At 59.4% G+C, this 6,191-nt stretch carries 3 protein-coding genes; 1 reads left to right on the top strand and 2 read right to left on the bottom strand.

The window, feature by feature from the left end:
* On the bottom strand, positions 1-3,033 hold a 3,033-nt coding region (locus IK083_07440; GenBank protein ID MBR4749384.1), incomplete at its 3' end, for an Ig-like domain-containing protein.
* Between the two features lie 248 nt (positions 3,034-3,281).
* Complete coding sequence (locus IK083_07435; GenBank protein MBR4749383.1) at positions 3,282-5,027, bottom strand: hypothetical protein; 1,746 nt, start codon at positions 5,025-5,027, stop codon at positions 3,282-3,284.
* 293 nt (positions 5,028-5,320) lie between these two features.
* On the opposite strand from IK083_07435, the gene IK083_07430 reads away from it, so the two are divergent.
* Positions 5,321-6,191: hypothetical protein (locus IK083_07430; GenBank protein MBR4749382.1), on the top strand; the 871-nt coding region annotated here is incomplete at its 3' end.

The raw sequence follows: 6,191 nt of genomic DNA, 5'->3' as shown, positions 1-6,191 counted from the left end.
GTCGGGAGACACCGTGGCCCGGAGGGTGACGGTGGCGCCCGTGTTTATGGTGACGGAGGTCTTGTCCAGACTGAGCCCCGTGACCGGGACTGCCACCTTTACCTTGCACTTGGCCTTGAAGCCCCCGTCCCGGGTCTTGGCCCGGATCCTGGTCTCTCCCACGCCCACGGCCGTCACCTTGCCGTTTGCATCCACCACGGCCACGGAGGGATCGTAGGTCATCCAGGTGACCTCCTTGTTGGTGGCGTCCGCCGGCAGCACGCCGGCCGTCAGGGTCTCCGAGGCTCCGGGCATGAGCCTGAGGGTGGTCTTGTTCAGAGCGACTCCGGTGACGGAGATCACCACTCTCACCTTGCATTTGGCGGTAAAGCCGCCGTCCCGGGTCTTCACACGTACCTTGGTGGTGCCTGGGCCCACTGCCGTGACCACTCCCTTGGAGGACACGGTGGCTATGGACTTGTCGTCGGTGGACCATGTGAGGGCCTTGACGGTGGCGTCGGAGGGGACTATCCTGGCGAGCAGCGTCGCTGAGTCGCCTTTTTCCAGCTTGATGAAATCCGTGTTCAACCGGATCCCCGTTACGGGGACGTTCTTTTTCCTGACCGTTACCTTGCAGGTGGCGGTAAAGCCGCCGTCCGCGGTCTCGGCTGTAATAATGGCGGTTCCGGCTTGATAGCCGGTCACGTCTCCGGAGCGGGACACCTCCGCCACGACGGAATTGTCCGAGATCCAGAATACCGTGTCGTCGGTGGCGTTCTCCGGGGCCACAGTGGCCTTGAGGGTCTTGGTCTCACCTTCGTAAAGGGTCAGGGAGGAGCTGTCCAGCTCCACTCCCGTGACCGGGACCCTGTCCCCGATGATCAGGTAGCATTTGGCGGTAAAGCCGCCGTCGGCGGTCCTGGCGGTGATCTCGGCCATGCCGGACTGTTTTGCGGTCACCACGCCTTCGCGGGTCACCTCCGCTATGTCGGGATAATTGGAGGACCACAGGACGGTCTTGTCCGTGGCGTCCTCCGGCGTTACCTTCGCAACGAGGAGCCTGGACTCTCCCACGACCATTTCCATGAAGTCGGTGTCGAGAGTGATGCCGGTGACTTTGACCTCGCCCTTGACGGTCACCTTGCAGGCTGCCGTAAAGCCGCCGTCAACGGTCTTGACCTTGATTTTGGTTTCGCCTTCGCCCACGGCGGTGACCACGCCGTTATTGTCCACCTCGGCTATGGAGGTGTCGCTGCTCATCCAGCGGACGCTTTGTTGGGTAGCGTCAACCGGATACACCGTGGCTTTGAGGGTCCGGGTCTCTCCCACCAGAAGGGTGAGCTTGGACACGTCCAGTTCAACCGTCGTTACGGGGACGCGCCTCTTGACGGTGACCTTGCATTTGGCGGTGTAATTCCCCTGAACGGTCTTGACGGTGATCACGGCGGAGCCGGGGCTCTTTGCCGTCACCATGCCGTCTGAGGAGACCGTGGCGACGGAGGTGTCGGAGGAGGACCAGACGACCTGCTTGTCGTCCACCTTTTCGGGGAGCACCGTTGCTTTCAGATATTGGGTGTCGCCTTCGTAAAGCTCCAGGGACGACCGGTCCAGGGAAACGCCCGTAACGACTATCTGCTTGCAGTACGCCTTGATACATACCGCGTAAGGGTCGCTGAAATAGGTAAGGGTATCCTTCCAGTTCTTGCCGTCTGTGGATATATAGCTGCCGGAATAACAATCGGAAACGTCGTCGCATACGGGGACGTAATACACGCCGTCGTCGATATCCGAATCATACCTGAAACGGACCTCCAGCTTGTCTCCGTCCGAGTAATCCACGTTGACCCTGAATAAATAGTAGCCCGGCCATTCGCAGTATCTGGCGACGTTTCGTTTCTGGACGCCGTTGACGAACACCAAGCAGTTCACGTTTCTTCCTCCCGCCAGCACGTAGGTGGCGGCGTCCACCAGCGTTCCCTGGCCGGCGGTAACGAATACTGCCTTGCCCCAGTTGCAGTTTTTGAATCCGTTGGTGAGGCCCTTCTGTTCCATGAAATAAGCCCCATCGTATATGGAGGCGTCCTCGGTCATGGTGAACTTGGCGTATTGCTCGGCGCTTTTGTCGTAATAAGACATCCAGAAATAGCCGTCGTCGCCCCAGTCGGTCCCCCAGCTGTTCCTGGCCAGCCAGGCTCCGTTGCCGGGGGCCGCGGTCTTGAAATTGTATCTGGAGTAGTTGTCGTCCCAGCCGATGATGAGTATCTCATGGTCGGTCGATTTTTCTTTGTTGCAGTAATAGGCGGTGCCGCCGGAGTTGGTCGTGTTCAGATAAGTCTTAGTGTCGGAATAATAGGCAAACTCCACCGCTCCCTCGTTAATAATGAGCTCCTTGATGTGGTCCATGGCGGCGGCGTTCAGGGTGCTGCCGTCCCAGATCTCCGAGTCGCCGAATTTAAATATGGTGGGGACGTACTCCGCTCCGGTAATGCAGCCCCTCAGCGCGGGAGCGGTCCTGGGGGCGGGGGGAACGCTGTCTTTGTCCAGGGAATAGTCTATGGGGTCTTCCCATTCATACCTGGGCCCTCCCAGCTGGGCAAAATAGGCGGTTGTTTTCAGATAGTTGCCGCCGCTGTTCAGGGTGCTGCCGAAGGGGCCGTTGCACCAGCGCACCAGATTGAAGGTGGAATACTCTATGCTGGTGTTGGGATGCCGGGTGAGATAGTTGCCTTCCATGCCGCCTACGCCGGCGAAGGCCCAGCATATCCCGAATTTGTCCTGGTCCCGGACGGCCGGCACTCTTCCTTCGTCCCTCAGATCGTAGGAGGCGGGCAGGGAGCCCTTTTTCAGGGTATACTCCGGCAGGGTCCAGGAAGCAAACTGCGGAGGTACGTGGCCCGTGAAGACATAGTTCCCCGACGCCGTCTTAACGGGCATACTGCCGGATTCCAGCCATTCCAGATATTTGGGGTTCGTGGGGGAGACGTCGCTGTCGGCGGCCCAAAGTGCGCCGCAGAAAAGCAGCAGCGTCAATATTGCAATGATAGTTTTTTTCATAACCGTGTCCCTTTTCGCGGCCGCCGCAGAGAAGGGCGGCCGCCGATGAACTTATAATATGATTATAATGTACTTTGAAAGATATGTCAACGCTTTTTGCAGAGGCAAGCCCGCGGACAGGGGTTTGGGCGTCCACGCCCCGGGCTGCGGCAGGTCATCGCCGCGCCGCGGGGCCCTGTTCCCCCAACGCAGAACAGACCCCCGCCGGCGACAAAAAACAGCCCCCGCCGGCGCGGGGGCTTAGTATATCAGTAGGACAGGGTGTTCATGCTGAAGGTCCTGGCCTTGGGGTCGCTGACCATATTGGCCTCCATGAAGGCGACGCCCAGCACTCTGGTGTCCAGGTTGGTCTCGTCCAGCTCGTGGGGGACCCAGTTTTTGCACTTGACGGTAAAGGTGATCTTGCCCTCCTTGGGCATCTTGACCTTGTTCTTGAAGACGAAGGAGCCTTCGCCGGTAAAGGGCATCAGGTTCTTGTCGCCCACGTATATGCCGGCGCCTTCCATCATGGCGGCCTTGACCACGTCCACCCTGAAGGACACGGTGTAGGTCTCTCCGGGGTTGCCGGGCAGCTCTATGGCCGCTCCCTTGCTGCTCCAGCGGGAGCCTCCCCGGGTGGGCTCGGCGTATATGAAGCCGCTGATATACTGCTTGTCCTTCTCGCCGTTGAACTTCAGGTTGTAGTTGGCGTAGTTTTCCCGGGTGAACTCATAGGGCTCGGGAATGTTGTCCGCTATCTTGCAGAGCTTGCCTATGCCGTTCTGGACCGACAGGAAGTTCTCGGAATAGTTGCCGGTGATGACGGCGCCACGGGCCTGTTTGCCTATGACTATGTGCCGGGTGTTGTCCGCAAAGGTGTTGCTGTTGATGATGCCTATCCCTCTGTTGAGGGTGACGGCTCCCTGCTTCTCTCCATTGGAGTCCCAGCTCTCAAAGGTGCAGCCTATGACCGACAGGCGGGCCTTGTCGGCATCGCAGCGTATGCAGGTGGTGTTGGGACCCCAGAAGGCGCAGTTCAGCAGGCTCACCTTGCCGGCCGCCTTGTCCTTGATGACCACCTGACTGGAGTCCCTGGAGTTCCAGCGGCCCACGAATTCGCCGTTGGTGATGGCCAGGCCCATGGGATGTATGTCTTCCACCACTACCGCGTTGGTGCAGCTGTCGGCGCCTATGCCCACGAAGCTGCCGTTGGAGCCGCCGGTGCCGTAGTTGGCGAAGTGATAGCCCGTGCCGTAGCCGAAGCAGAAGGTGTTCATCACAGACTGCCAGTCGGTGCGGCCGAAATCAAAGGCGATGCCGTGTTTGTTGATCCACACGCAGTAGGGATCCTCGGTGCTGTACCACATGTTGAAGGGCCAGAAGTGGCAGTTTTCTATGCGGCAGATGTCGCCGCACAGGTCTATCCTGATGCCCGTCTTGATGGGATAGCCGTGGATGCCGTCTATGGTCATGCGGTCGCAGGCGTAAAAGCTGATGCCCACGTAGGCGTTCAGCAGGTTGACGTTTTTCACCGAATGGTTGCTGCCGCCCTTGCTGCCTATGCAGGGAGAGTAGGGGATGGGAGGCACGGTCTCCTGGCTCCACTCGGGATAGTGGATGATGAAGCCCTGCACGCCGGAATTGTTGCCGGTGAGGTTCAGAAAGGCCGGGCCGTCGGGGTCGTTCTTGCCGCCGTAGGCGGCCAGTATGGAGCCCTTCATGTTGCCCGCTGCGTTGGGCTTGTTGGAGCCGTCGTTGGTGGGAGGCGCCTCATAGGTGCCCTTGAGCAGCACTCCGTCCTTCACCTCCAGGCAGCCCTTCACCATGTATTCGCCGGTGGGCACGAATACTGTGCCGCCCTTGTTCTCATAGCATTCGTCTATGGCCTTCTGAAAGGCGACCGTGCAGTCGGTGGTTTTGTCCCCCACGGCGCCGTAGTCCAGCACGTTGTATTCCCGGGCGCAGGCGCAGAGCGCCAGCCCCAGAAGCGCCAGCAGCAAAAACAGCTTTTTCATATCTTTTACTCCGCTGTGAATGATTTCCACTATCAATATACATCAATCCCGCCCTTTTTGCAATACGGGGAAGAATGAGACTCCTCCCGAACGCCATCCCGGCGGAGAGAACGGCCGGACGCTTACGCGATTTTCCTATGGCCGGCCGCGGCGGGATGACTCGCAGGGCATTATATGGGCGCCGGCGAGTATCTTGAGATGTTTGTGATATAATAAATACCGGAGCATTCAAAACCACTTGCGCATAACAATGAATGCTGCCCCCGATGAGCGCGGGAACGCAGGATACGTATATGAAAAAAAGCTTCATCACTCTTCTGATATTTATTGCCTGTATGCCGGTATTGGCCGCTGCGGCTGACCGGTTCGTAAAGGGCGGGGAAGCCTTCCGGGTCTCCTCGGCCCCTCTGGAGGTATGGGAGGCGGAATCAGTCGGCTCGGGCCTTTCGGGGGTCATCGTGAAGGACAGCGCCGCTTCCGGGGGCCTGGCCCGTTTTTGCGGCGTGGAGGACGCGGCCTCGGAATACGTGTTTTACGGCCAATACAGGGATCTGGCTCCGGGGCGTTACGTGGCCGTGTTCCGAATAAAGGCGGGCAAGGCAGATACCGTGCCGGAGTTTGCCGCCTTCGGCCTTTATGCTTCGGCCAACAGGGGCGAAGTCAACTACGGCGAAAGCCGTTTTCTCATACGGGACACGGGCGAAGACTACACGCTGTATCCGGTTCCCTTTGAGGTGCTGGAGGGGCAAAAGGAGATCGAGGCCGTGGTCCGGTGGTATCAGAACTGCGACGTCTGGATCGACAAGGCGGATATCTACGCCTGGACCGGCCCTTTTCCCGACAGGCCCGGCTCCGATTTTCCCATGCTGAAAGAAGTCGAGCCCGGCCTGTATCCCCGGGGTCTCTCCTACAGCCCGCCGGAATTCCCCGGGGAAGACATCCTGCCCGTGTCACACACCGTGAGCAGGCATCTCTGGGTGGTGGACACGGCAGGGCTCCCCTTTGATATGAAGCTGCTGCTGTCCGGCCTGCAGGGGCTGGTGAACAGGGAGACCCCCCGGCTGTATCTGTGCGCTAAGAACGACGCGGCGGAAAACCGCTGGCTCGACTGGATGAAACAGCGGGGGGATATAGATTCCGTGACCTGGCTGACCCCCGAAGAGG

It is taken from the genome of Abditibacteriota bacterium, from assembly GCA_017552965.1.
GTDB lineage: Bacteria > Armatimonadota > UBA5829 > UBA5829 > UBA5829 > RGIG7931.
Note: the sequence above shows the minus strand (reverse complement) of the source record. Positions and strands in the feature narration are given on the sequence as shown.